Origin of the sequence: Pseudomonas sp. Fl4BN1 (assembly GCF_009908285.1) — a bacterium.
Taxonomy (GTDB): domain Bacteria; phylum Pseudomonadota; class Gammaproteobacteria; order Pseudomonadales; family Pseudomonadaceae; genus Aquipseudomonas.
In genome coordinates this window covers 147,348-171,935 of sequence record NZ_JAAARM010000014.1, presented here as the reverse complement: position 1 = coordinate 171,935, position 24,588 = coordinate 147,348, and the positions used below count along the sequence as shown (strand labels likewise).

The following is a 24,588-nucleotide window of genomic DNA, read 5'->3' as shown; positions in this document are numbered from 1 at the left end:
TCGTTGAGCCCCTGTTTAAAAAGGAACTGATCATGTCCCGCCCCTTGAACGTCGTTGCTCTCTCCGGTGGAACCTGGCGCCCATCCAGGACCCTGGTGCTGACCCAGGCCTTGCTGAGCGAACTGTCCGGGCTCCTGCCGATCAACAGCCACCTGATCGAACTGGGCGACATCGCCCGGCCGATCGGTGCAGCGCTGTCCCGCGAAGAACTGCCGGCCGAGGTCGAAGCCGAACTCCAGGCCATCGAAAACGCCGACCTGCTGATCGTCGCCGCCCCGGTGTACCGCGGTTCCTACCCGGGCCTGCTCAAGCACCTGTTCGACCTGATCGACCTCAACGCCCTGATCGACACCCCGGTGCTGCTGGCTGCCACCGGCGGCAGCGAACGCCATGCCCTGGTGCTGGATCACCAACTGCGCCCGCTGTTCAGCTTCTTCCAGGCCCTGACCCTGCCGATTGGCGTGTACGCCACCGAAGCTGACTTCAACAACTACCAGATCACCAGTGAACTGCTGCGAGCCCGCATCCAGCTGGCCGCTGAACGGGCCGCGCCGCTGCTCGGTGCCCAGCCGAAAAACCTGCTGAAAATCGCCTAAGGACCTGTCATGGATGTGTTCTGGTTTCTTCCGACCCACGGCGACGGCCACTTCCTGGGCACCACCCAGGGTGCCCGTCCAGTCACCCTCAACTACCTCAAGCAAGTAGCCCAGGCTGCAGACAGCCTGGGCTACCACGGTGTGCTGATTCCCACCGGGCGCTCCTGCGAAGACTCCTGGGTCATCGCTTCGGCCCTGGTGCCGTTGACGGAACGCCTGCGCTATCTGGTGGCGATTCGTCCAGGCATCATCTCGCCCACCGTCTCGGCACGCATGGCCGCGACCCTGGACCGACTGTCCAACGGCCGCCTCCTGATCAACGTGGTCACCGGTGGCGACCCGGACGAAAACCGTGGCGACGGCAGCTTCCTCAGCCACAGCGAGCGCTACGAAGTCACCGACGAGTTCCTGCAGATCTGGCGCCGCGTGCTGCAAGGCGAAGCCGTGGACTTCGAGGGCAAGCACCTGCACGTACAGAATGCCAAGGCCCTGTACCCACCGGTGCAGAAGCCCTATCCACCGCTGTACTTCGGCGGCTCTTCCGAGGCGGCGCATGAACTGGCCGCCGACCAGGTGGACGTCTACCTGACCTGGGGCGAACCGCCGGCTGCAGTGGCACACAAACTGGCCGACGTCCGCGAGCGCGCCGCACGCAAGGGACGCACAGTGAAGTTCGGCATTCGCCTGCATGTGATCGTCCGCGAGACCGAGGACGAAGCCTGGAAAGCCGCGGACAAGCTGATCGAACACATCAGCGACGAAACCATCGCCGCGGCCCAGCAATCCTTCTCGCGCTTCGACTCCGAAGGCCAGCGGCGCATGGCCGCGTTGCATGACGGTCGCCGTGACAACCTGCAGATCGCCCCCAACCTCTGGGCCGGAGTCGGCCTGGTACGCGGAGGTGCCGGCACTGCGCTGGTAGGCAACCCGCAACAAGTGGCCGAGCGGATCAAGGAGTACGCGGACCTGGGGATCGAGAGCTTCATCTTCTCCGGCTACCCACACCTGGAAGAGGCCTATCGCTTCGCCGAACTGGTGTTCCCGTTGCTGCCGGAACCCTATGCCAGCCTCGCCGGCCGCGGCGTCACCAACCTGACCGGGCCGTTCGGCGAAATGATCGCCAACGACGTACTGCCCAACCGGCCTTGAGGCTTGCACCGCCCCAGGCAAGAGCCGGTTTGCCGGCGAAGACCATCTGCACCCTCTTCGCTGGCAAGCCAACCCCTGCAACGGCGCACATCCACCCTTCCCCGGCCACCTGCATGGCCCCGAACGAGGAACACCGCGTGACTGCCAAACCGCAAAGCGCCCTATTGACCCCTTTGCAAACCGCCCGGCAACTGGCCGCCGAGTTTGCCCTGAGCGCTGTCGAGCGCGATGAACGCGGCGGCACCCCCAAGGCCGAACGCGACGCCCTGCGCCACAGTGGCCTGCTGGCCCTGAGCATCCCCAGCCAGTTCGGCGGCCTCGGCGCGCCCTGGAGCGAAACCCTGAACATCGTCCGCGAGTTCGCCAGGGTCGACAGCTCTATCGCTCACGTCTTCGGTTTTCACCACCTGATGCTGGCCACCGTGCGCCTGTTCGCCAAACCCGAGCAATGGCAACCCTGGTTCGAACAGACCGCACGCAAGAACTGGTTCTGGGGCAACGCCCTCAACCCGCTGGATACTCGTACCGTGGTGAAGAACCTCGGCAGCTGGCGCGAGTTTTCCGGCAAGAAGAGCTTCTGCTCCGGCGCCACCGACTCACAAATGCTCATCGCCTCGGCAGTGGATGAACACAACGGCGGCAAGCTGCTGATCGCCGCCATCCCCAGCGGCCGCAGCGGCATCACCCTGCATAACGACTGGAACAACATCGGCCAGCGCCAGACCGACAGCGGCAGCGCAACCTTCGAACGAGTACGGGTCGAAGAATCGGAGCTGCTGCTGGACCCGGGTCCGCTGAGCACACCGTTCGCCTGCCTGCGGCCGCTGATCGCCCAGTTGACCTTCAGCCACATGTTCCTCGGGATCGCCGAAGGCGCCTTTGAGGAAGCCCGGCACTACACCCTCACGGAAACCCGGGCCTGGCATAAGTCCAGCGCCGAGGATGTGCGCCAGGACCCTTACGTACTCAGCCACTACGGTGAATTCTGGGTCGCCCTGGAAGGCATCCGCCTGCTGGTGGAGCGGGCCGCCAGGCTGCTGGACCAGGCTTGGGCCAAGGGCCCCAACCTCAGCGCCGAAGAACGCGGGCACCTGGCCACAGCCATCGCCACCGCCAAGGTCGCCGCCAGTCGCCAGGGCCTGGAGCTGTGCAGCCGCCTGTTCGAAGTCACCGGTGCGCGTTCGACCCACGCCTCGCTGCGCCTGGATCGCCACTGGCGCAACCTGCGGACCCAGACCCTGCACGACCCCTTGGACTACAAGCTCCATGAACTGGGCGACTGGGCACTGAACCAGAGCCTGCCGACGCCGACCTTTTATTCCTAGCCTTGTGTTCCCGGAGAGTGCCGATGCAGCTTCTGACCCTACCCGCCTCGCCTGCCCTGGCGACCTCGATCCGCGCCACCGCGCAGGTCTTCGAGGACCCGAAATCCCAGGCCCTGCTGGCGCACCTGCAGCAGGTCGCGCCGAGCGAAGCCAGCGTGCTGATCATCGGTGAAACCGGGACCGGCAAAGAGCTGGTGGCCCGCCACATCCACAACCTCAGCGCCCGACGTAACCGGCCGTTTGTGGCGGTGAACTGCGGCGCCTTCTCTGAATCCCTGGTGGAAGCCGAACTCTTCGGCCATGAAAAAGGCGCCTTCACCGGTGCCCTCAGCGCCAAGGCTGGCTGGTTCGAAGAAGCCGATGGCGGCACCCTGTTTCTCGATGAGATCGGCGATCTGCCCATGCCCATCCAGGTCAAGCTGTTGCGGGTCCTGCAAGAGCGGGAAGTGGTGCGCCTGGGCTCGCGCAAGAGCATTGCCATCGACGTACGGGTCTTGGCCGCCACCAACGTGCAGCTGGAAAAAGCCATCAACGCCGGGCACTTTCGCGAGGACCTGTATTACCGCCTGGATGTGGTCAGCCTGGAACTGAGCCCGCTGCGCGAACGCCCCGGCGACATCCTGCCACTGACCCGGCACTTCATCGAGGCCTACAGCCAACGCCTGGGCTACGGCAGCATCAGCATCAGCCAGGAGGCCGAATTCAAACTCAAGAACTACAGCTGGCCGGGCAACATTCGCGAGCTGGAGAACGTCATCCATCACACCCTGCTGATCTGCCGCAACGGCGTCATTGAACGGGACGACCTGCGCCTCTCGAACATGCGCATCGAGCGCAGCGACGACAGCCATCCAAGCCCCGACGACTCTGCTGAAGCGCTGCTGGAGCGGGCCTTTCAGAAACTCTTCGCGGAACAAGCCGGGGCCCTGCATGAAAAGGTCGAGGACGCCCTGCTGCGCGCGGCCTATCGCTTCAGCCACTACAACCAGGTGCACACCGCCAACCTGTTGGGCCTGAGCCGCAACGTCACCCGCACCCGGCTGATCAAGATCGGCGAACTGGCGGTGAACAAACGACGCCCGGCAGCGCTGCCAAACGAGCGCACCCTGCAACTGTCGATCTAGCCCAGCAGGTTGCAGTGCAAGGCATTGTCGTGACTGCGGGCAATGCTGCGCAGCACCTGGAACGAACCGAAGGTCACGGTCTTCGCCTGGTGGGCCAGGATCAGCTGCCAGAAATCCTGCTCACCGCTCTCAAAACTCTGGAAGGCCGCCTCGCCGGCCTCCCGAGATTGCCATTGCAGGTAGTTGAGCACCCGCCGGCCGTCATCGCTGGCCTGCACGCTGGCACTGAGAAAGCCGCCGTAGCCTTGGGCCAGGCGCTCGGTCTGCTCGGACAGCGCCGATACCAAGGCTTCCTGCTGGTGAGGTTCGATCTCGAATTCGATCAATTGGGTGAAGCTGCGGTTTTTCTCAAACGTTGCCATGGATAACTCCCCGCTGTCGTCAAACAGAATCTTGCGATTGAATGCGCTGCAGGGTAAAACCTCTAGTTAAGTCAAGGTCAAGTCTGTTTTTCACTTTGGGTAGCTGCTGATGATCGAACACGACGCTGTGTGCAAAGAACTCACCGTTGGCCAACTGTCGGCCCGCAGCGGCGTAGCCGTCACCGCACTGCACTTCTATGAAACCAAGGGGCTGATCAAGAGCAATCGCAATCAAGGCAATCAGCGGCGCTATCCGCGCTCGGTGCTGCGCCAAGTGGCCTTGATCAAAGTGGCCCAGCGCCTGGGCATTCCTCTGGCGGAAATTGGCCAGGCCCTGGCGACCCTGCCCGCAGGCCGGGTGCCCAGTGCTGCGGACTGGCGGCGCCTGTCGGAACAATGGAGCCGCGAACTGGACGAGCGCATCCGCCAACTGACCCTGCTGCGCGAGCGTCTGAACCTATGCATTGGCTGCGGCTGCCTGTCGATGGAGGGCTGCCCGTTGCGCAATCAGGACGACATCCTCGGAGAAGCCGGCCCAGGCGCGCGCTTGCTGGAGCCCGGTGAGTCCACTGTTACAGAAGAGTTCTAGCGGGTAAGAAAGCTCGCGGAGGATCGTAAGTAAAAACTTCCCTATGTTAATGTCGCGCCCTGCTTCCTACGACGAGCTCCGCTTCCATGCCAAGGACTGCCTCCTACGAAAAGCCCCGCTGGCTTCGCGACCTGCTGCGCTTTCTGCCCCTGAAAAGTCAGTTTGTTCTCTGCGGTAATGTCCGCGACCTGCAAGCCAGTGAAGTCGCCCCCGGGGTGATTACGCCCCAGCCTTTCAACCTCAATCTGCGTGACGAGCTACTGGCCGCCGGTTACAGCCACGTACTCAGTTGGGACCCACTCAAAGGTCTGTCCGTGCTCCAGCCCCCGGGCAGCGATCCGGCCCAGGCCGACAGCCTGCTGCGGGAGCTGGGCCTGACCCCGGTGGAAGGCGCCGCACCAGCAGGCCTCGACCTGCTGTCGGCGACCTTGCCGCGGCTGGTGGAGCGCCAGGGCGAACCGCTGGCGCTGATGGTCGATTTTGCCTCACGGCTGGTGGTCCGCAACGATGCCCTGAGCGCCGCCGAACACCAGCTGTTCACCCAGGCGCTGGTACTCTCCCATCAAGCTCGCAGCCGCCCCGCCGGAGAACAGCGAGCGCCCTTCTTCAACAGCATCCTCTGGGTGGTGGAAAAGGAAGGCGACCTGCCCGACTGGATGCTCATCGACAATCCACGGCTACGTCCCATCCCGGTGTCCAAGCCGGATCAGCAGGCCCGCCAGGCCCTGGCTCCGGCATTGCTACGGGGCTTGCCCGGCGCCCAGGAAGCCAGCGAGGAAGTGCGCGACAAGGCACTGCGCGCGTTCGTCGAAAACACCGAAGGCCTGCTCCTGCTCGACCTCAATGCCATCGTCCAACTGGCCCGGGTCGAAGGCCTGACCCTGGAGCGCATCGCCGACGCCGTGCGCCGCTATAAAGTCGGGGTCACCGAAGACCCGTGGCTGAAGATCGACCGCCAGCGTATCCGTCAGGCCGACGACTTCATCCGCCAGCGGGTCAAGGGCCAGGGCCATGCCGTGACCCATATGCTGGACATCGTCAAACGGGCGATGACCGGGGTCGGCGCCAGCCGCAAGGGCAACCGTCCCAGAGGCGTGGCGTTTCTCGCCGGCCCCACCGGCGTCGGCAAGACCGAACTGGCGAAAACCATCACCAGCTTGCTGTTTGGCGACGAAAGCGCGTACATCCGTTTCGATATGTCGGAGTTCAGCGCCGAACATGCCGACCAGCGTCTGGTCGGCGCCCCGCCTGGCTACGTTGGTTACGACGTCGGCGGCGAGCTGACCAACGCGATCCGCGAGAAGCCCTTCAGCGTGGTGCTGTTCGACGAAATCGAAAAGGCCCACCCGCGCATCCTCGACAAGTTCCTGCAGATCCTCGATGACGGCGTGCTCACCTCCGGCCGTGGCGACCGGGTGTATTTCTCCGAGGCGCTGATCGTCTTCACTTCCAACCTGGGCATCTACCGCCAGGGCGACAACGGCGAGCGAGTGGCCAACGTGCAGCCCGGCGAAGCCTTCGAAGCAGTGCAAGGCAAGGTCCAGGGGGAAATCGAACGCTACTTCAAGCTGGTGCTCAACCGTCCGGAAATCCTCAACCGGATCGGCGAGAACATCATCGTCTTCGACTTCATCCGCCCGGACATCGCCGAGCAGATCTTCCAGCAGATGGTCGGCAACATCCTCGCCGACCTCGCGGCCCAGTCGCTGCACATCCAACTGGATGACGACTCCCGGCACAACCTGCGGCAGCTGTGCCTGGACGACCTGTCCAATGGCGGCCGGGGCATTCGCAACCAGCTCGAAGCGCACCTGCTCAACCCGCTGGCCCGCGCCCTGTTCGACCAGGACGCACAGCCAGGCCAACATTTCGAAATCCGCCAACTGCAGGCCGGTGGCCTGTCACTGTTGGTTCGCACGCCTTGAACATCAGTCTTTCACGGGTGCACTTCCCGATTACCACCCTGGGGCCGGGACAGCGACTGGGTATTTGGTTCCAGGGGTGCAGCATCCGCTGCGACGGCTGCATTTCCGCCGACACTTGGGGACCGGGCAAGCAATCGCTGCCGCTGGAGCAGGTGCTGCACGACCTGCAACCCTGGCTGGAGCAAGCGCAAGGCATCACCTTGTCCGGTGGCGAGCCCTTCGACCAGCCCGACGCCCTGCTGGCACTGCTCCAGGGACTGCGCCAGCGGACCCAGGTCGACATCCTGGTCTACAGCGGCCATACCCTGGAGACCCTGCAACCGTTGTTGCACACCGCCGAAGGGCTACTGGATGCGCTGATCTGTGACCCGTTCGAGCAACAACAGGCGCAAACGCTGGTCCTACGAGGCAGCGACAATCAGCGCCTGATCCTGTTGACCGAACTGGGCCGCCAACGCCTGTCCACCTACCAGCGCCCGCTGCAGCCCGACGACCAGGCCCTGGACCTGATGTTCGACGACGATGGCAGCGTCTGGATGGCTGGAATCCCTCGACGTGACGACCTGCTGCGCCTGCGCGACCTGTTGCATGGCCAGGGCCACCAATTGCAGATCAGCGCCCACACTTCACGCCGCCGTTAACCGGAACCGTTACCGATGATTCGTTTTTGCCCCAACTGCCAGACTGAACGCTCACTGGCCGAAATCTTCTGCGAAGGCCAGGTGGACAACCGCACCTGCGGCTGGGAACTGTCCGCGGAAGCGATCCATCCAGTGGGCTGGCGGCCACAGCCCGTGGTCACCCAGGAAGGTTTGGGACAACAACCCGCGACGCCCGCAACCGCAACACTGCTCTGCGACAACGGTCACGCCATGGCCAGCGGCGACTTGATGTGCCTGGTCTGCGGCGCAGATCCGGCGGCCTCCGAGCCTGCCCCGACACTGGCACCGGCACCGGCCGCCGTCGAACCGGCGGTGGCAGACAGCGAAACCGTGATCGAAGGCTGGCGCTTGCTGCGACAGATCAGCAGCACCGGGGTACGCGAGCGTTTTGTCGCTGAGCACACTACCAGCGGACTCCAGGCAGTACTGACCCTGTACCTGGCCGGCGCCGAACCCGACACCTCGGTATATGAAGCCCTCAAGCGCCTGCCTCGGGAGCATGTGCCGGAGATCATCGACACCGGCCGCTGGCACGAACGGGCCTTCGAGGTTGCCGAGGAACTCACCGGCGGCACCCTGGCGGACCTCGGCATGGTGGTCAATGACGTGGCCGCGGTGCAGCACATCGTCCGCGAACTGGGCCAGGCCCTGCACGCCTTCAGCGAGGCCGGGCTGCGCCACCGCGACCTGCGCCCCGCGACCTTGCTGGTGCGCAGTCGCGAGCCCCTGGATCTGGTGATCAGCGGCTTCGGCTCGGCACGCTTGTCGGAGTTCGACCTGGACATCGTCGCCCCCCTGGAAACCAGCCGCTACATGGCCCCCGAAGCCATCGCCGGAGGCGTCGCCGCGGCCTCCGACTGGTGGAGCTTGGGGATGATCCTGCTGGAGCAGTTGACCCAGGGCGCCTGTTTTGCCGGGATCAACGCCAACGCCTACCTGATTCACGTGCTGGCCAACGGCGTGCTGCTGCCGGACGACCTCGACCCACGCCTGGAACTGTTGCTACGCGGCCTGCTCGCCCGGGACCGGCACCAACGCTGGCAATGGCCCCAGGTGCAGGCCTGGCTCCAGGGGGAAAGCCCCAGCGCCGCAGCGCCTGCGAGCGTCGAGGAGGACCTCGAAGAAGGTGCGACCATTGCCTTGGGCAGTCGACGTTTCCGCCGGCCGGGGCCATTCGCCCTGGCCGCCGCCGAGGCCGAGCATTGGCCCCAGGCACTGGATCATCTGCTGCGCGGGGTGATCGTCACCTGGGCCGAACAGACCGGACTGGCGCCCCGACTGCTGGCCGGCCTGCGGCAAGTGGCCCAGCACGAAGGGCTGGAAGACGACACCCGGCTGATGCTCGCGCTGAAGCTGCTGAACCCGCAGATGCCGCTGATCCAGCGGGGCGAGATCGTCACTCCCGGTTGGCTGCTGGAGCATCCCCTGGACGGCTATCGGTTGATCAGCGGCCCCGCTCCGGACCTGCTGGCCCGCGTGGAAACCGGACACTGGCTGTCACGCCTCAAGCTGCGGGCGGAGCAGGTACGCCAGCGCGCCCAGCACCAGGCCATCGAACTGGACGAGGCGCAACTGCGCATCTATCTGCTGTCCAGTTCCCGGGCTCGCCTGGCAGCCCAGTGGGAGGAGCGCCAGCGCCTGCTGCCTGACAGCGAGCACAACGGTGTGTTGTCCCTGGCCGATCGTCGCGTCATCAGCGAAGAAGACCTGATCGTGCTGCTCAGTGCCGCCATCGGCCAGTTCCGCTCGGTGGACGCGATCCTCGAAGAAGCCGCGAGCCTGGCTCGCGAAGCCGTGGTCCTGAGCTTCGATGCCGGCAGCGCCCGCACCCTCCTCGGCCTGCCACGCCCGGCCTTGTACCGTGAAGTCGATGAACGCATCAGCGGTTTCGCCCGCTGCGGCGTCCCCAGTATCGATGACTGGGCCGAGCAGTTCCGCCTGGAACGGCGCATGCCGCTGGCCAAGGCCCTGGTGCTGCTGGCGATCGGCGCCGAGCAGTGGCTGGAGCCACAAAAGCAGCAGTACGTTTCGCAGATCCTCGATTTCTTCGAGAAGAAGGTCGCCAGCGTGGTGCTGCGCGGCCCGCTGGTGCGCATGAGCATCGGCAAGACCACTGCCCGGGTCGACCTCAAAGAGTTGCACAGCAAGCGCACCCCGGCCCCGGCCTTGCTGGACCACCTGGTGGCGCGCAACGCCCAGCCCATCAGCCTCGATCCGGCCTGCTTCGCCAAGGACCCGCTGCGAGAGGCTCGGCTCAACAGCCTGCACCGGCAAAGTTCGCTGTACAAGCGCGACACCGGGATCGATGGCCTGTACCTGGGCTTTCCCTTCCTCTTGACCCGTGACCCGCGCGGCACCACCCGCACGCGGATCGCGCCGCTGCTGTTATGGCCGGTCAAGCTGCTGCTGGAAGTCGGCAGCCGCGGCCAGGTCGCCCTGGTGTTCGACAGCGAACGCGAGGAAGTACGCCTCAACCCGGGGCTCGACACCCTGCTCGGCATCGACGCCGCCAAGCTCTGGCGCCAGGCTGCCGACGAGCTGCTGGGGCGTTCGGCGCTCAAGGCCGCGGACGTCATGGATGCCTTCGGCATGCTGGCCACCGCGCGCTCCCGGGTGCTCGGCAGCCTGCCGCCGGCGACCACCGAAGTACTGCCCTACCAGGATCAGTTGGCCTGTGCCGGGGTGCTGTTCCATGTCGCCTTCATGGGCCAGGCTATCGGCGAGGACCTGCGCCAGCTCAAGGCCCTGCCGCCAGGCGGCACCGGCCTGGAAACCGCCCTGCGCCTGCAACAGGACAACGCCACTGCCCCCGGCGATGAGGCCCAGGGCGTGTCGGAGCTGCAACGGTTCTTCACCGTGGCCAGCGACCCCTCCCAGGAAGCCGCGGTACTCCAGGCCCGGCAAGCCCCCGGCCTGCTGGTGGAAGGTCCGCCCGGCACCGGCAAGAGCCAGACCATCGTCAACATGGTGGCCGATGCCATCGGCCGCCAGCGCAGCCTGCTGATCGTCTGCCAGAAACACGCAGCCCTGGAAGTGGTGCACAAGCGCCTGGTGGCTGAAGGCCTGGGCAACCGGGTGGTGATGCTCAACGACATCAACCGCGACCGTGAGCCGGTGATCCGTAGTGTCCGCGAACAGCTCGAAGCCTTGTTCAAGGACCCTGCCCCCGAGCAACCGTGGCTACGTCAGCGCGAACGCCTGGCGGCGCGCATCGAAGCCCTGGAAGGCGAACTCGATCGTTTCCACCAGGGCCTGCATCGCGTCGATGAACACTGTGGCCTGAGCTACCGCCAGTTGATCGGCGAACTGATCGGCCTGGAACAAGGAGCGCCGGCACTGGATGTGCCGATCTTGCGCCAGCACCTGGCAGCCCTGGACATCGCTGACCTGACGCGCCTGGAAGAAGCCTGCGCGCCGCTGATCCGCCTGTGGCTGCCGGCACGCTACGAGCAAAGCGCCCTGGCCCTGCTCCAGGCCTTCCCCACCGACCCGGCCACCCTGCAAGCCTTCACCGAGGGCTTCCAGCGCCTGCGGCACTGCGAAGAGCAGCGCCTGGACACCCTGCAAGCACACCCCGCGAGTTTCGAAGTGGACGACCCGGCGCCCTATCGCCGCTGGCTCGAACGTCACGTGCACAGCCTGCTGGAGCTGGACGATAGCCAGCGCCAACGGCTGGCTCGCTGGCTGCCACTGTTTCGCCGCAACAACGGCCAAGAGCCTGCGGGCGACGGCTTGCTCCTGACCCTGCAAGCGCTCCGGCAACAGTTGCAACAGTGCGACGTCACAGCGCATCAGGCCAGCCTGACTGCGGGCCTGAGCGCCTTGTCCAGCGCGCAACTGCGCGCCCTGCAACAGCGCGCCCGCCGAGTTATCCAGGGGCGTTCCTGGCTCGCCCGCCTCAACCCGCTGCGCCTGATCAGCCAGCGCCAAGTGCTGGGTTTCCTCGCCGACCAGGGTCAGCCCGGCGAACTGCAGCGCGTGCCTGAACTGCTCGCGGCGGCCCTGCTGGAAAGCCAGTGGCGGCCGTTGCGCAGCCAGTTGCAGCAGCTGCATCAGCAACTGGCGCTTGGCGATGTCGCCGACGACTGTGGCCCAGGCTTGCTGGCGCAGGTACAGCAAGACCTCGGCCAACTCGAGAACATTCGCGACCTGGCCATGGCCCTGGCCGAGGCGCCACAAGTGGCGCAAGTGGATGCCGTGGTGCTGACCGGTGAGCGGCAATCCTTCGACGGCCTGCTGGCCGGCTATGACGCCGCGTTTATCCGCCACAGCGTGCGCCAGGACAGCCTGAACGCCTTGCAGCGCCTCAACCATTGGCTGCAACCCGAGTTACTGGAGCCACTGCGACAGCGCATGGACCTCAACCAGGGCAATCAGGCCGTCCTCAACCGCCTGCACGAGGCCTTGCCGACCCTGCCGGCCTACCAGGCTTTCCGCGCCCGGGCCGGGCAACTGTCGGCGCCGGACCTGGAACTGCTGAGCGTGCTGCGCGACTACCAGACCAGCCTCGACACGATCCCTGCTGAGCAGTTGGAAGCCGTAGTCCGACACATGCTCAACCGTGAAGCCCGGCTGGGCTGGAAACGGCAGATGGAACAGCAGCATCCGGAACTGCTGCTGGAGCAGAACGAAACCGCGGCGAAGATCGCCAGCCTGGGTGAAGCCGATACCCAGATGCGCGCCCTCAACCGCCAACTGCTCAGCGAAGGCATCGACCTCACGCGCCTGGGCACCCGCAAGCAATGGGAAGACGTCACCCGCCTCACCGGGCGCCGTTCGCGCCGGCTGCGGGAATTCATGGAAATGGGCGCCGGCCTGGGGCTGATGAGCCTGCGGCCGGTGTGGCTGATGAACCCGGACGTGGCCAGCCGCGTGTTGCCGCTCAAGCCCGGGCTGTTCGACATCGTGATCTACGACGAAGCCTCGCAGATGCCGGTGGAGTTCGCCTTGCCGACCCTGTACCGGGGCCGGGTCACGGTGGTCAGCGGCGACGAGAAACAGATGCCGCCCACCGCATTCTTCTCCAGCCGGGTGGAAAGCGACGAGGCCGAACTGTTCGACGGCGACCAGCCGGATGCCGAGGCTGATGAAGAGCAACGGGAAGCCTTTGAAGACACCTGGAACCGTCGCGAAATCAAGGACTGTCCGGACCTGCTGCAACTGGCCCGCAGCGCGTTGCCCACGACCACGTTGCAGATCCACTATCGCTCGGCGTACCGCGAACTGATCGGTTTCTCCAACGCCTCGTTCTATGGCAACCGCCTGAGCATCCCGGTGCGCCATCCCCAGGCCAATATCCTCGCCATCAAGCCACTGGAGCTGATCCGCGTGGACGGTATCTACCAGCAACAGAGCAACCCCGAGGAAGCCGAGCGGGTAGTCGACTACCTGGCCGAACTCTGGCTGACGCCGTATGCCGAACGGCCGTCGGTGGGGGTGGTGACCTTCAACCGCAAGCAGGCTGACCTGATCGAGGAGCGCCTGGAGCTGCGGGCCGAACAAGAGCCGCTGTTTCGCGCCGCCTACAGCCAGGAGCGCGAACGCAGCGAGGACGGCGAAGACATGTCGGTGTTCGTCAAGAACGTCGAGAACGTCCAGGGCGACGAACGCGACATCATCGTGTTTTCCTCGACCTTCGGCCGCAATAGCCAGGGCAGTTTCCGCCGCAACTTCGGGGTGCTGGGGCAAACCGGCGGCGAACGCCGGCTCAATGTCGCGGTGACCCGGGCCCGGCGCAAAGTGGTGATGATCACCTCGATGCCGATTGCCGACATCTCCGACATGCTCACCACCCAACGGCCACCCGCCACCCCGCGAGACTACCTGCAGGGTTACCTGGAGTACGCCCGCGCCCTGTCGGCCGGGGAATTCGCCAGCGGCCAGCAGTTGCTTGGGCGCCTGGTCACCGAACGCCAAGACACCCGGATCCAGCACAGCGCCCACAGCGATGGCTTCACCCAAGCGGTGGCGGCCTTCATCCGGACCCTGGGCTGGAACCCGGTCAGCGCCAACGAAGGCGACGCCTTCGGCCTGGACTTCGCCATCGAACACCCCGACACCGGGCTCTATGCCCTGGGCATCGAATGCGACACCCCGCGCCACGGCCTGCTGGCCCGTGCTCGTGCTCGGGAAATCTGGCGACCGTCGGTGCTGCGCCGGGCCATTCCCCATCTGCATCGGGTCTCGTCACAGGGCTGGTACCACGATGCGCAAGCCGAGCGCGGACGCTTGCGAGCGGCCATCGAACAGGCCTTGATCCCGATGGCCGACCTCGCCACGGCAACCCAATCCCAAGCGCTGCTGGACACGGAGAACACCCCATGAGCGGCCCAAAAGTGGTGCGGATCGTCACCCGCGAAGAAATCCTCGAAATCTGCGCCGGCCACCTGCGTCGCCTGGAACAGGCGATTGCCCACTGGGAACGCCAGGCCCAACGCCTGGGACAACTGACTGAACAGGAACGGGCGGCGACCCACGCGCGCTTCGAGCAATTGCGCCAGCTGATCGAAGAGGATCGCCTGCGGCGCCTGCAGAATCAGGTGCCGATCGAAATCGAGTTCCTCAAGAACGACCTGCAACAGCGGGAGATCCGGGCGGTCCAGCTGGCCACAGAACAGCGCCAGCGGGAGCGCCGCCAGCGGGAAAACGCCGCGACCCTGCTGAACGCCCTGCAAGACCGAGCGGCCAGCGCCGAACTGCTGCAACAGTTGCAGGCGATTGCCGACGGGCAGGCCGTCGAAGGCGTCGAATCACTGCTCGCCCAAGGCTTCGCCAGCCTCAGTACCGCGCCGGTGGAGCCGGGCCTGAGCGAGGCCCAACAGCAACTGGCGCGGAGCCTGCAAAGCGAGGCTGCACCGCAGACCCTGGCGCAATGGCGGGCCGCCCATGAACAGCCTGAGCCGCGACTGGCACGCATCGAGCAGCACATCGCGCAACTGCTGACCCTCGACCAACAGGCCTGTGCCGAGCCTTACCTGGCCAAGTTGCGCCAGATCGACAGCGAAACCCGCCCCCAGCAGCGCAACCTGCTGCTGGACAGCCTGGTACTGGAACTGGCCCAGGCCACCCGCGACAGCCTGCAACGTCGCGCGCGCCTGACCCGTCTGCAAGAGCTGGCGAGCGAAGCCGCGACCTTGCTCGGCAGCGCCGCCGCTGAAGCGGTGGCCCAGGCCGAGCAATGCAGCCTGGCCAATATGGCGCCAGTGGAGGAGTTGATTGCCCGCTTTACCGCGCTGATCGACGCCGAACTGCAGCAACGGGCCGCCCTGTCCCGGCGCCAGGCGCTGCTCGAAGGCTTGAGCAGCCTGGGCTACGAAGTCCGTGAAGGCATGGCCACCGCCTGGGCCAAGGATGGTCGGGTAGTCCTGCGCAAGAGCGCAACACCGGGATACGGCGTGGAAGTCGGAGGCAATGCCGAAAACGCTCGTTTACAAGTACGGGCCGTGGCCCTCAGTGCCCAGCACGACCCACAGCGCGATAAGGACATCGAGACCATCTGGTGTGGCGAGTTCCAGCGCCTGCAAGCCCTGCTGGCCTCCCAAGGAGATGACCTGAGCATTGAAAAAGCCCTGGACATAGGCGCGGTGCCCCTCAAGGAAGTGCTGCTGGATGCAACGCCGGAGGCACATCGGCAGACACTGCAACAGCGCAGTTGAGCGACCGCCAAGCCTGCCAGCAAAGGTGATCTCAGCGCTCCCTTCGCCGGCAGACCAGTGCCTGCGAAGGGGCGGCAGTCAGCCGCCGGGGGCGATCTGAGCGCTATGGCGGATCAATATGAACTGGCACACGGCGGCAATACTCCGCGCCGAGGCCGGTTTCTGAACTCGCGGATCAGTGTCCAACATCAGCGGTTGGTTCTGCAGAAGACGTTGCGATACCGCTCTTGAAGTAGCGCTCACGAATCTTTTCGTAGCTGCCGTCGGCACGCAGCGATTGCAGAGCGACGTTCAAGCGTTCACGCAGCGCGTCGTTACCCTTGCGTACACCGGCGCCCACGCCCTCTCCGAACAACGGATCGAGCGGTGCCACCCCCTTGCTGCCCAGGATTGCGTTGTCGGGCATATCCAGCAGCGGCTCGAGCACCAACTGATCCGCCAGGATGATGTCGATACGACCGCTACGCAGGTCGGAGAGCAAGTCGTCCTGGGTGGTGTAATAACGAATCGTCGATATCTCGCCGTAGTATTTCTTGACGAAGGCCGCGTGAGTGGTCGATCCCTGCACGCCGATGATCTTGCCCTTGAGGCCGGCCGGCGTCGGCTCGAGTTCGAGGCTGCGGTCTTCCACCCACAAGGCCCGGGTATAGAAATACGGCTGAGTGAAATCGATCACCTGCTGACGCTCGGGGGTGATCGTCACGGAGTTGAGCACCACATCCACTTGCTGCGATTTAAGCGCCGGGATCAGACCGTCCCAGGACATTTCACTGAGGCTGCAGTCGGCCTGCATGCGTGCACAAACGGCGGTGATGATCTCTGGTTCAAAACCACTCCAGTCGCCCTTGCCACTCTTGAACGAGAAGGGCGGATAGGGTTCCAGCGCGATACCGAATACCAGTTTTTCAGCCGCCAACGCTGAGCTTGCAAGCGTCGCCAGCACGCAGGCCTGGAGCACCAGCAGAAAGGTTTTTTTCATCGTGTGACGCCTCTTTCAGATTGTTGTTATCGAGGGTGAACACTTCGCGGAGGGTCGTCCGCAGTTGTCCTGCATCAGCAGCCACTGCCGGGACTGTTGCACAGGGCATGCCGAAACCGAGGCCTCAGTATTGGTGAGCACACGATTAGATCAATCGATTTAAATTTGCATCAATAGCAAATTTTATTGCGCCTTCAGCTTCCTTTCCCTGGGCAGGGATGAGGGCTACTGAATCATTTTTTTCAACAGCGACAGGGGAATTATTCAATAGTCGGCGTCGGCTATTTTCATAAAGATGGGGCCATCCAGGACTCGCCTCATACTCCCACAAGGACGACTCAATGCGCGTCGAACACCATCCCCTGCTCACTCGCAGTCCTTGCACCCAGCGCCAGCTGATCAGCCTGCATTACGGCCAGCCTGCCGCTGCCGGCAAGGTGTACCTGCAAGCCAGCCTGCACGCCGACGAGCTGCCCGGCATGCTGGCACTGCATCACTTGCGGCACTTGCTGGACGGCGCCGAGGCGCGCAATGAAGTGCTAGGGGAGATCGTGCTGGTGCCCATCGCCAATCCGATCGGCCTGGAACAGACGTTGATGCACGATGCCATGGGCCGTTTTGACTTCAACAGCGGCGAGAACTTCAACCGGCGCTACCCCGATCTGGCCGAGCTGATCCAGGAGCGGCTCGCCGACGAACTGGGCGACGACCGTCAGGCGAATCGACAAATCATCCGCCATGCCATGTCCCACGCGTTGCAGCAGATGCAACCCACCAGTGAAATCGAGTCCTTGCGACGCACCCAGCTGTTGCTCGCCCACGACGCCGACGTTGTCCTCGATCTGCATTGCGATGCCCAGGCAGTGGTTCACCTGTACGGCGAAACACCCGGCTGGCCGCAGATCGAGCCGCTGGCGCGCTACATCGGCGCACGCGCCACCTTGCTGGCCACCGGTACCGGTGCCGGCTCGTTTGACGAAGCCTGTGGCCAGCCGTGGTGGCGATTGGCAGAACAGTTCGCTGGGCGCTTTGCCATCCCCACCGGCTGTATCGCGGCCACCGTCGAATTACGGGGTGAAGCAGATGTCGAGCATGCTCTAGCGGCCAGCGATGCCACAGCCCTCTACGCGTTCCTGCAACACCGAGGCATCCTCGCCGGCACACCACCTCCCCTACCTGCCTTGCTCCAGCCAGCCACCCCTTTCAGTGGCTCACTGACCCTGCATGCTCCTTGCGCCGGCCTGGTGGTGTTCCTGCACCCGCCCGGCACCTGGATCAACTGCAACGATCCAGTGGTGCATCTCATCGATCCGATCTCCGGAACCACACAGGTCGTATGCAGCGCCACCAGCGGAGTCATGTACATGCGCAGTGCGATTCGCTTCGCCGCGGCGGGGGTTGAGTTGTGCAAGGTGGCGGGAGCGGCGCCGTTGGCAGGCGCGGGAGTGGTTTCCGCATAATCGAAGCTGGAACATCGCCAACGAGCAGCGAAAACCTCCTCCAGCGTCAGTGATCTCGGCGATCCCTTCTCTAGCAAGCCAGCCCCTACGAGGTGCAGCGACGGTCAGCCGCCGCGAATGATCCGTGCCTTTTTTCGGGTTGGAGAAATGCACGAAAAGCCCGATCCAGAAGGGCTCCGGCAGCTTGGTAACATTTACTTTCATATCGCCCTTCAGGATTTACGATTCTCATTCGTCTTAATTAGATGCAGCAGGCCGCGTTGGCCATGGCTATGCCCGGGGGGTTGTGCTCCGGGACCGGCCCAGGGTTCCAGTGCCGCTCCATTCCTCGAATCAAGACGCCCATTCAATGTCGAAGAAGTCCCGTTCAAAAATCTGGTTTCTGGTGCACAGCTGGCTGGCATTGCCCATCTGGTTCTTTGTGCTGATCGTCTGCGTGACGGGCACCCTAGCGGTGGTCAGCCAGGAAATCGTGTGGCTGGCCAACCCGGATATCCGCGCCAGCAAACCCTCCGATGATGCCCAACCGCTGAACTACGACCAGATCGTCCAGGCCATCAAGCGCGCCGAACCCCAGACCCAGGTGGATACCATCGTCACCCCGGACGAAAGCCACTTCGCCCTGAATGTCAGCGTCAGCTACCCCGACGGCCGCACCCCGACGCTGTACGTCAACCCCTACACCGGGGCGATCCAGGGCACCAGCCCGAACTTCGACTTCCAGGGCTTCACCCGCGCCCTGCACGGCTGGTGGCTGGTGCCCTTCACCAATGGTTTCAGCTGGGGCTGGTACCTGGTGTCGTTCCTCGGCCTGCCCATGCTGATCTCACTGATCACGGGACTGGTGGTCTACAAGAAATTCTGGAAGGGCTTTCTCAAGCCGACCCTGCGGGTGCGCCACGGTGCACGGATCTTCTGGGGCGACTTCCACCGCCTGAGCGGCATCTGGTCGATCTGGTTCATCGCGGTGATATCCATCACCGGCATCTGGTTCCTGATTCGCGCGATCCTCGCGGACTACAACATCAGCATCTCCAGCGAACCCATAGTTCCGGTGATCGCCCGCGAGCAGGTGCCACGCTCCGCTGACGGCAGCCCGGCCCCCATGATTGGCCTGGAACAGGCGATCGGCACCGCCACGGAAAAAATCCCCGGTTTCGACATCAGTTTCGTCAGCCTGCCCGGCAACGCCTACAGCCACCTGGTGATCGGCGGCCGTGGCTGGTACCCGCTGATGTACCAGACCGCCAATATCAACCCCTATACCGGCTCCCTGGACACCTCCTACCTGCTGGGCGACCGCAACCCTTTGGAGTTCGTCACCGAGTCGATGCGTCCGTTGCATACCGGTGACTTCGGCGGCATCTGGATCAAGCTGATCTGGTTCTTCTTCGGCCTGGTGCTGAGCATGATGGTCCTCAGCGGGCTGTTGATCTGGACCAAACGCACCGCCCTGGCCACCGCCAACGCCCTGAAGCGCGAGGAAAAGGCCGCCCGTGCCCGCCCTGCCAGCCAACCCGTAGCAACGCCCACCCCGGCAATGAGCATCGAAACTTCGGAGAGCCACTCGTGAGCCAGACCAGCACCGCAACCTCGGGCTCGACACTGAGCCGGTTTTGGCACAAGTGGCGTTTCCACCTGAACATCCTGCTGTTGCTGATTCCCCTGGGCTTCATGCCCAAGTACTTCGCCGACCGGGCGCTGTTTCGCGGTGACAGCGGCCTCGGCGAACGGGAAGTGGGTGAAGTCCAGGTAGGACCCTGGAGCCTGCGCCTGGCGGAAATGCGCAACGCCCCCCCCCGCTTCGAAAACCCCGTCGGCTACATGAAAAGCTTCAACGCCGCCCTGTGCCAGGCCTGTATCGACCCGGTCAAGGCCACCTACTTGCGCATCGGCAAGCCCCGCAGCTTGCGGGCCGCCGGGGTGATCTTTTTCGGCAGCCCGTACCGCATGGGCGCCAGCCTGCCGATCCCGGAAAAAACCCGGGCCGACGCCGAACTGTGGATCACCATGGAAGGCTGGGACGGCAGCATGCACCAGGCAGCCATTCCCCTGAGCCAGGCCTCTCCGGCAACCGTAGCCTGGCTCGAAAAACAAGGAGGCAAATGATGACCCGTGCAGTATCCACGTTTCGCCTGCGGCGACTGGGCGCCAGCGTCCTGCTGGTGCTGGGCGCCGGTCTCAGCACCAGCGCCCAGGCCCACAACCCGATGTGCGAATGCAAGGCCATTGACGCCGAGCAGATCCGCTGCACCGGCGGTTTTTCCGACGGCAGCGGCGCGCCTGGGGTGACCCTGGACGTGATCGGCTACGACGAAACCATCCTGGTGCCGGGCAAGCTCGGCGCCGACTCGACCCTGACCTTCAACAAACCCTCCTCCGAGTTCTACGTGCTGTTCGACGCTGGCCCCGGCCACGTGGTGGAAATCGACCAAGCGGATATCGAGGCCCCATGAACCCAGCCACCACCCAGGTCGTACGCCCCGCCGGCGCTGGCCACGAAACCCTCTATGTGTTGCTGCTGTGCCTGCTGATCCTCAGCGTGGCGGCCAGCGTGGTGCTGTGGCGCGGTGAGAAAACCGTCACCAGCAGTGTTGCCAGCCACCAGTTGGACGCCCGCCGCGACCTCAGCGCCGGCGAACAGGGGATCTACGCCGACCTGCGGGTGACGCTCGACGAGATTCACCTGCTGCAGGCCGAAAACCAGGCCCTGCCCAGCCCGGAGCAATTGGCCGAGGAAGGCTTCGCGCCCTTCGCCCAGGACGCCAGTTCGGTGAGCCGTGGCGGCCATGTCTGGCACTTGCAGGAGCAGGCCTACCTGGGCCAGAGCCAGAACCCGCAAGTGGCCGGCTCGTTCCTGATGCGCATCGATGCCAAAGATCGGGCCAAGGTCGATATCTGGCTCAGCCGCAACCCGTCGGTGGTGCTGCCCAGCGATCTTGACGAGCAGAAACTGGCCGCTGCCGGCTGGCAACAGATAGTCGCGCAATTCGATGCCGGAGTGACCCGTCAGCATCGCCACTGAACCTACGCACTCATCCGAGAGAAGACCGCTTGCCCATGCCTATTTCATCTCAACCCCGCCCCTTCCTGCGGGTGCTGCTGATCAGCCTGCTGGCCCTGATGCTCAGCCCCCTGGCCAGCGCCGAACAGGCCAAGCGCCTGCGCATCGGCATCACCCTGCACCCTTACTACAGCTACGTGGCGAACATCGTCGGCGACAAGGCCGAAGTGGTGCCGCTGATTCCTGCCGGCTTCAACCCTCATGCCTACGAACCCCGGGCCGAAGACATCAAGCGCATCGGCACCCTGGATGTAATCGTGCTCAACGGTGTGGGCCATGATGACTTCGCCGACCGCATGATCGCCGCCAGCGAGCGCCCGGACATCCCGGTGATCGAAGCCAACGAAAACGTACCGCTGCTGGCCGCCACCGGGGTCGCCGCCCGTGGCGCCGGCAAGGTGGTCAACCCGCACACCTTCCTGTCCATCAGTGCCTCCATCGCCCAGGTCAACAACATCGCCCGCGAGCTCGGCAAGATGGACCCGGCCAACGCCAAGACCTATACCCAGAACGCCCGCGCCTATGGCAAGCGCCTGCGGCAGATGCGCGCCGATGCCCTGGCCAAGCTGACCCAGGCACCCAACGCCGACCTGCGGGTGGCCACGGTGCACGCGGCCTATGACTACCTGCTGCGCGAGTTCGGCCTGCAGGTCACTGCCGTGGTGGAGCCGGCCCACGGTATCGAGCCGAGCCCCAGCCAGTTGAAGAAGACCATCGACCAACTGCGGGAACTGGACGTCAAGGTGATCTTCTCGGAGATGGACTTCCCCTCCACCTACGTTGAAACCATCCAGCGTGAATCCGGGGTCAAGCTCTACCCGCTGTCGCACATTTCCTACGGCGAATACACCGCCGACAAGTACGAGAAGGAAATGACAGGCAACCTCGACACCGTGGTCCGAGCGATCCAGGAGGCGGGCGCATGACCGCCCTGGAAACCCTGCTGCAAGGCCCGGCCATCGAGTTCGAGCAGGTCAGCCTGACCCTGGGCCGTACCACCATCCTCGATCGGGTCGAGTTCCAAGTGCAGCCCGGCAGCGTGCACGCACTGGTAGGGCCCAACGGCGGCGGCAAGAGTTCGCTGATCAAGACCCTGCTCGGGCAGATGCCTCACCAGGGTCAGTTGCGCCTGCAATGGCCCGGCACACCCGGCACCATCGGCTATGTGCCCCAGGCCCTGGAGTTCGACCGGGGCCTGCCGATGACCGTGGACGACTTCATGGCCGCCATGTGCCAGCGCCGCCCGGCCTTTCTCGGCCTCAGCCGGCATTACGCCAAGGCGATTGGCGAGGCCCTGGAACGGGTCGGCATGCAAGACAAGCGCAAGCGGCGCATGGGCGCCCTGTCCGGCGGTGAGCGCCAGCGGGTACTGCTGGCCCAGGGGCTGATTCCGGCCCCGCAATTGCTGGTGCTGGACGAACCGATGTCGGCCCTCGACGAAGCCGGGATCCAGGTCTTCGAACGCCTGCTCCACGACTGGCGTCAGAGCGGTATCACCCTGCTGTGGATCGAGCACGATCTGGAGGCCGTGGGGCGCCTGGCCGATCGGGTCACCGGGCTCAATCGGCGCGTGCTGTTCGACGGCCCGGCGCAGCAGACCCTGACCCCGGAACGCCTGCTGAGCCTGTTCTCCACTCACCCGCGAGCAGCGGACCGAGCCAGTGGGAGTACTGCCTGATGAGTTATGAAGCTTTCCGATTGATGATCCAGGGCTGGGCCTCGTCCGGTTACCTGCCGGAAGCCCTGGCCTACGGTTTCGTGGTCAACGCCCTGCTGGCCGGCCTGCTGATCGGCCCGGTGCTCGGCGGCCTGGGCACCCTGGTGGTGGTCAAACGCTTCGCCTTCTTCTCCGAAGCCGTGGGCCACGCCGCCCTCACGGGGGTCGCCATCGGCATCCTCCTCGGCGAACCCTACACCGGCCCCTACGGCAGCCTGTTCGGCTACTGCCTGCTGTTCGGCATCCTGCTCAACTACCTGCGCAACCGCACCGGCCTGGCCCCGGACACCCTGATCGGGGTGTTCCTCTCGGTATCCCTGGCCCTGGGCGCGAGCCTGCTGCTGATCCTCGCCGGCAAGATCAACGTGCATATCCTGGAGAACGTGCTGTTCGGCTCGGTGCTCACGGTCAATGGCAGTGACCTGCTGGTGCTGCTGGTTGTCGGCGCCCTGGTGCTGGGCCTGAGCCTGCCGCTGTACAACCGCATCATGCTGGCCAGCTTCAACCCACAGCTGGCGGCGGTGCGCGGGGTGGCCGTGAAAACCCTGGACTACCTGTTCGTGATCCTGGTGACCCTGATCACCGTGGCCGCGGTCAAGGTCATCGGCGCGATCCTGGTGGGCGCACTGTTGGTGATTCCAGCGGCCGCGGCACGCCTGCTCAGCCAGTCGCTCAAGGGGTTCTTCTGGATCTCGGTGAGCATCGCCACCGTCAGCACCCTGTGCGGCATCCTGTTGCCCATCGTTTTCGACCTGCCGGTGCCCTCCGGCGCCGCGATCATCCTGGTGGCCGGTGTCGCCTTCGCCCTGGCCGCCATCGCTCGCGGCACGGTCCCCAGCCTGAAAGGGAATATCGGATAAATGCACAGTTCATTGCCTCACCTGTCGCTGCGTCGCCTGCCCCTGCGTCGCCTAAGCCTGGCCCTGGCCCTCGGCGGCCTGATCAGCACCCCGGCCCTGGCCGAGCGCGACCACTTCGAACCGATGCGCGTGGTGGCCAGCCACGGCATGGGCAATACCGCGCTGCACAGCGCCACCGCAAGCAAACCGCTGACGGTGCTGGCTTCCTTGCCGGTGACCTTCGGCCTGGGGCAGATCCTGCTGCAGGGCACCGACGCCAAGCTGGAACGGGCGGCCCCGGCCAACCTGCCAGGCTCGCGGCAGACCGCCTACTTCACCGGGCGCGGCGCCCCGGCGCTGCACAAGCTGGCGCTCAATGCCGACGCGGTGATCGGCCTGCGCTCGATCTGGCCGGACGACCCGCTGTACCCCAATGCCCGGCGCAGCAATATCCGTATCGTCGAGATCGACGCTGCGCGCCCGGTGGATGGCGCCCTGCCCGGGGTGGCCCTGCAGCCGGGCAAGAGCGACGGGCTGAACGCCCAGCCCTGGCTGTCGAGCAACAACCTGGGGCGCATGGCCGACGTGCTGGCGGCGGACCTGGTGCGCCTGGCCCCCGAGGCCAAGCCCAGGATCGAGAGCAACCTGGCGGGGCTCAAGCAGCGCCTGCTGAAACTCAGCGCCGACAGCGAGGCGCGCCTGGCCGAGGCGGACAACCTCAGTGTGCTGAGCCTCTCCGAGCACTTTGGCTATCTGGTCAGCGGCCTGAACCTGGAGCTGCTGGAGGTGGATGCCCGGGCCGACAATGAATGGACCCCCGAGGCGCTCAAGAAACTGCAGGCCCAGCTCAAGGACAACGACGTGGCCATTGTCCTGCATCATCGCCAGCCGTCCGAGGCGCTGAAGGCCGCCATCAGCGCCGGCGGCAGCCAGTTGCTGGTCCTGGAAACCGACAGCGCCGACCCGTTGAGCGAACTGGAAGGCAACCTGCAGAAAGTCACCCAGGCCCTGGCCCCGAAAAGCTAAGCCCGCCCCTATCGCCGCTGCCGGCTGTTCGGCAGCGGCGCCGCTTACATATTCCCTCAAGATTGTGGCCATTTCCCGGTGCTAGTCTGCGCTTCGCAAAAATGCCCAGACAGGAA

20 protein-coding genes are annotated in these 24,588 nt (G+C 64.8%); 18 read left to right on the top strand and 2 right to left on the bottom strand.

The window, feature by feature from the left end:
* Nucleotides 1–32: 32 nt before the first annotated feature.
* From msuE to GV818_RS17685, 4 genes are all read left to right on the top strand, one after another.
* The gene (gene msuE, locus GV818_RS17700; RefSeq protein ID WP_161759807.1) at nucleotides 33–596 is read left to right on the top strand and encodes an FMN reductase; all 564 of its coding nucleotides are present in this window, start codon (nucleotides 33–35) and stop codon (nucleotides 594–596) included.
* Between the two features lie 9 nt (nucleotides 597–605).
* A complete protein-coding gene (ssuD, locus tag GV818_RS17695; RefSeq protein ID WP_161759808.1) occupies nucleotides 606–1,745 on the top strand; it encodes an FMNH2-dependent alkanesulfonate monooxygenase in 1,140 nt (379 codons plus the stop codon).
* A 137-nt stretch (nucleotides 1,746–1,882) separates the two neighbouring features.
* Nucleotides 1,883–3,070 (top strand): acyl-CoA dehydrogenase family protein, encoded by a 1,188-nt coding sequence (locus tag GV818_RS17690; protein WP_161759809.1) that lies wholly within the window; start codon nucleotides 1,883–1,885, stop codon nucleotides 3,068–3,070.
* Nucleotides 3,071–3,093: 23 nt separating this feature from the next.
* Nucleotides 3,094–4,194: a sigma-54 interaction domain-containing protein gene (locus GV818_RS17685; protein ID WP_161759810.1), complete on the top strand. Its 1,101-nt coding sequence runs from the start codon at nucleotides 3,094–3,096 to the stop codon at nucleotides 4,192–4,194.
* On the opposite strand, the gene GV818_RS17680 is transcribed toward GV818_RS17685, so the two are convergent.
* Complete coding sequence (locus GV818_RS17680; protein ID WP_161759811.1) at nucleotides 4,191–4,556, bottom strand: antibiotic biosynthesis monooxygenase; 366 nt, start codon at nucleotides 4,554–4,556, stop codon at nucleotides 4,191–4,193. The two genes, GV818_RS17685 and GV818_RS17680, sit on opposite strands and share 4 nt — an antisense overlap.
* 109 nt (nucleotides 4,557–4,665) lie before the next feature.
* Here GV818_RS17680 and soxR point away from each other — a divergent pair, with 109 nt between their 5' ends.
* From soxR to GV818_RS17655, 5 genes are all read left to right on the top strand, one after another.
* The gene (gene soxR, locus GV818_RS17675) at nucleotides 4,666–5,145 is read left to right on the top strand and encodes a redox-sensitive transcriptional activator SoxR (protein ID WP_161777105.1); all 480 of its coding nucleotides are present in this window, start codon (nucleotides 4,666–4,668) and stop codon (nucleotides 5,143–5,145) included.
* An 86-nt stretch (nucleotides 5,146–5,231) separates the two neighbouring features.
* Nucleotides 5,232–7,070 carry an AAA family ATPase gene (locus GV818_RS17670; RefSeq protein ID WP_161777104.1) on the top strand — a complete coding sequence of 613 codons (1,839 nt, stop codon included), beginning with the start codon at nucleotides 5,232–5,234 and terminating at the stop codon, nucleotides 7,068–7,070.
* The gene (locus GV818_RS17665; protein ID WP_161759814.1) at nucleotides 7,067–7,711 is read left to right on the top strand and encodes a 4Fe-4S single cluster domain-containing protein; all 645 of its coding nucleotides are present in this window, start codon (nucleotides 7,067–7,069) and stop codon (nucleotides 7,709–7,711) included. The genes GV818_RS17670 and GV818_RS17665 overlap by 4 nt, the downstream gene beginning before the upstream one ends.
* A gap of 15 nt (nucleotides 7,712–7,726) precedes the next feature.
* On the top strand, nucleotides 7,727–14,056 hold the full coding sequence (locus GV818_RS17660) for an AAA domain-containing protein (protein ID WP_161777103.1): 6,330 nt from the start codon (nucleotides 7,727–7,729) through the stop codon (nucleotides 14,054–14,056).
* Complete coding sequence (locus GV818_RS17655) at nucleotides 14,053–15,387, top strand: hypothetical protein (RefSeq protein WP_161777102.1); 1,335 nt, start codon at nucleotides 14,053–14,055, stop codon at nucleotides 15,385–15,387. The genes GV818_RS17660 and GV818_RS17655 overlap by 4 nt, the downstream gene beginning before the upstream one ends.
* Nucleotides 15,388–15,562: 175 nt before the next feature.
* On the opposite strand, the gene GV818_RS17650 is transcribed toward GV818_RS17655, so the two are convergent.
* On the bottom strand, nucleotides 15,563–16,366 hold the full coding sequence (locus GV818_RS17650) for a transporter substrate-binding domain-containing protein (protein ID WP_161777101.1): 804 nt from the start codon (nucleotides 16,364–16,366) through the stop codon (nucleotides 15,563–15,565).
* 341 nt (nucleotides 16,367–16,707) lie between these two features.
* Between GV818_RS17650 and GV818_RS17645 the strand changes: the two genes are divergently transcribed.
* From GV818_RS17645 to GV818_RS17605, 9 genes are all read left to right on the top strand, one after another.
* Nucleotides 16,708–17,826, top strand: a complete 1,119-nt coding sequence (locus GV818_RS17645) for a succinylglutamate desuccinylase/aspartoacylase family protein (protein WP_161777100.1) — start codon at nucleotides 16,708–16,710, stop codon at nucleotides 17,824–17,826.
* Nucleotides 17,827–18,175: 349 nt separating this feature from the next.
* The gene (locus GV818_RS17640; protein ID WP_161759819.1) at nucleotides 18,176–19,399 is read left to right on the top strand and encodes a PepSY-associated TM helix domain-containing protein; all 1,224 of its coding nucleotides are present in this window, start codon (nucleotides 18,176–18,178) and stop codon (nucleotides 19,397–19,399) included.
* Nucleotides 19,396–19,935, top strand: coding sequence for a thiamine pyrophosphate-binding protein (locus GV818_RS17635; RefSeq protein WP_161759820.1), 540 nt, complete (start codon nucleotides 19,396–19,398; stop codon nucleotides 19,933–19,935). Before GV818_RS17640 ends, GV818_RS17635 begins: the two co-directional genes overlap by 4 nt.
* Complete coding sequence (locus tag GV818_RS17630; RefSeq protein ID WP_161777099.1) at nucleotides 19,935–20,282, top strand: hypothetical protein; 348 nt, start codon at nucleotides 19,935–19,937, stop codon at nucleotides 20,280–20,282. Before GV818_RS17635 ends, GV818_RS17630 begins: the two co-directional genes overlap by 1 nt.
* Complete coding sequence (locus tag GV818_RS17625) at nucleotides 20,279–20,851, top strand: DUF6162 family protein (RefSeq protein WP_161759822.1); 573 nt, start codon at nucleotides 20,279–20,281, stop codon at nucleotides 20,849–20,851. The genes GV818_RS17630 and GV818_RS17625 overlap by 4 nt, the downstream gene beginning before the upstream one ends.
* A gap of 35 nt (nucleotides 20,852–20,886) precedes the next feature.
* Entirely contained in the window at nucleotides 20,887–21,816 is a 930-nt protein-coding gene (locus GV818_RS17620) for a metal ABC transporter substrate-binding protein (protein WP_161777098.1), read from the top strand.
* Nucleotides 21,813–22,568, top strand: coding sequence for a metal ABC transporter ATP-binding protein (locus GV818_RS17615; RefSeq protein WP_161777097.1), 756 nt, complete (start codon nucleotides 21,813–21,815; stop codon nucleotides 22,566–22,568). Before GV818_RS17620 ends, GV818_RS17615 begins: the two co-directional genes overlap by 4 nt.
* A complete protein-coding gene (locus GV818_RS17610) occupies nucleotides 22,568–23,467 on the top strand; it encodes a metal ABC transporter permease (RefSeq protein WP_161759825.1) in 900 nt (299 codons plus the stop codon). The genes GV818_RS17615 and GV818_RS17610 overlap by 1 nt, the downstream gene beginning before the upstream one ends.
* On the top strand, nucleotides 23,468–24,472 hold the full coding sequence (locus GV818_RS17605; protein WP_161777096.1) for a metal ABC transporter solute-binding protein, Zn/Mn family: 1,005 nt from the start codon (nucleotides 23,468–23,470) through the stop codon (nucleotides 24,470–24,472).
* Nucleotides 24,473–24,588: the final 116 nt, after the last annotated feature.

What these genes read in the sequence shown, in the direction of transcription:
- msuE (WP_161759807.1), top strand. Translation starts at nt 33, where the DNA reads ATGTCCCGCCCCTTGAACGTCGTTGCTCTCTCCGGTGGAACCTGGCGC.
- ssuD (WP_161759808.1), top strand. Translation starts at nt 606, where the DNA reads ATGGATGTGTTCTGGTTTCTTCCGACCCACGGCGACGGCCACTTCCTG.
- GV818_RS17685 (WP_161759810.1), top strand. Translation starts at nt 3,094, where the DNA reads ATGCAGCTTCTGACCCTACCCGCCTCGCCTGCCCTGGCGACCTCGATC.
- GV818_RS17680 (WP_161759811.1), bottom strand. Translation starts at nt 4,556, where the DNA reads ATGGCAACGTTTGAGAAAAACCGCAGCTTCACCCAATTGATCGAATTC.
- soxR (WP_161777105.1), top strand. Translation starts at nt 4,666, where the DNA reads ATGATCGAACACGACGCTGTGTGCAAAGAACTCACCGTTGGCCAACTG.
- GV818_RS17670 (WP_161777104.1), top strand. Translation starts at nt 5,232, where the DNA reads ATGCCAAGGACTGCCTCCTACGAAAAGCCCCGCTGGCTTCGCGACCTG.
- GV818_RS17660 (WP_161777103.1), top strand. Translation starts at nt 7,727, where the DNA reads ATGATTCGTTTTTGCCCCAACTGCCAGACTGAACGCTCACTGGCCGAA.
- GV818_RS17655 (WP_161777102.1), top strand. Translation starts at nt 14,053, where the DNA reads ATGAGCGGCCCAAAAGTGGTGCGGATCGTCACCCGCGAAGAAATCCTC.
- GV818_RS17650 (WP_161777101.1), bottom strand. Translation starts at nt 16,366, where the DNA reads ATGAAAAAAACCTTTCTGCTGGTGCTCCAGGCCTGCGTGCTGGCGACG.
- GV818_RS17645 (WP_161777100.1), top strand. Translation starts at nt 16,708, where the DNA reads ATGCGCGTCGAACACCATCCCCTGCTCACTCGCAGTCCTTGCACCCAG.
- GV818_RS17640 (WP_161759819.1), top strand. Translation starts at nt 18,176, where the DNA reads ATGTCGAAGAAGTCCCGTTCAAAAATCTGGTTTCTGGTGCACAGCTGG.
- GV818_RS17630 (WP_161777099.1), top strand. Translation starts at nt 19,935, where the DNA reads ATGACCCGTGCAGTATCCACGTTTCGCCTGCGGCGACTGGGCGCCAGC.
- GV818_RS17625 (WP_161759822.1), top strand. Translation starts at nt 20,279, where the DNA reads ATGAACCCAGCCACCACCCAGGTCGTACGCCCCGCCGGCGCTGGCCAC.
- GV818_RS17620 (WP_161777098.1), top strand. Translation starts at nt 20,887, where the DNA reads ATGCCTATTTCATCTCAACCCCGCCCCTTCCTGCGGGTGCTGCTGATC.
- GV818_RS17615 (WP_161777097.1), top strand. Translation starts at nt 21,813, where the DNA reads ATGACCGCCCTGGAAACCCTGCTGCAAGGCCCGGCCATCGAGTTCGAG.
- GV818_RS17610 (WP_161759825.1), top strand. Translation starts at nt 22,568, where the DNA reads ATGAGTTATGAAGCTTTCCGATTGATGATCCAGGGCTGGGCCTCGTCC.
- GV818_RS17605 (WP_161777096.1), top strand. Translation starts at nt 23,468, where the DNA reads ATGCACAGTTCATTGCCTCACCTGTCGCTGCGTCGCCTGCCCCTGCGT.